At 63.3% G+C, this 316-nt stretch carries 1 pseudogene; it reads left to right on the forward strand.

What is annotated here, in order from left to right:
- Nucleotides 1-316: pseudogene (locus EU800_RS26365) on the forward strand (NADH:flavin oxidoreductase/NADH oxidase); the annotation flags it as partial.

Raw genomic sequence — 316 nt, forward strand, 5'->3', positions numbered from 1 at the left:
AACTGACCGTGGCCGAGATCCAGGCTCTGATCGCGGATTATGTATCGGCCGCGCATCGCGCCCGCGAAGCCGGCTACCGCATTGTCGAGATCCATGGCGCCCATGGGTATCTCGTTCACAGCTTTCTCTCGCCTTTGTCGAACAGGCGAACGGACGCCTACGGCGGTGATCTGAAGGGGCGGATGCGGCTTGCCCTCGAAATCGCTGAAGCAATACGCGCTGCCTGGCCCCAGGACCTGCCGCTGTTCTTCCGGACCTCGGCAGTCGATGGCGCCCCCGAGGGCTGGAGTCTCGATGATACGGTCGTTCTTGCCCG

The organism is Tropicimonas sp. IMCC6043, from assembly GCF_004146235.1.
Taxonomy (GTDB): domain Bacteria; phylum Pseudomonadota; class Alphaproteobacteria; order Rhodobacterales; family Rhodobacteraceae; genus Tropicimonas.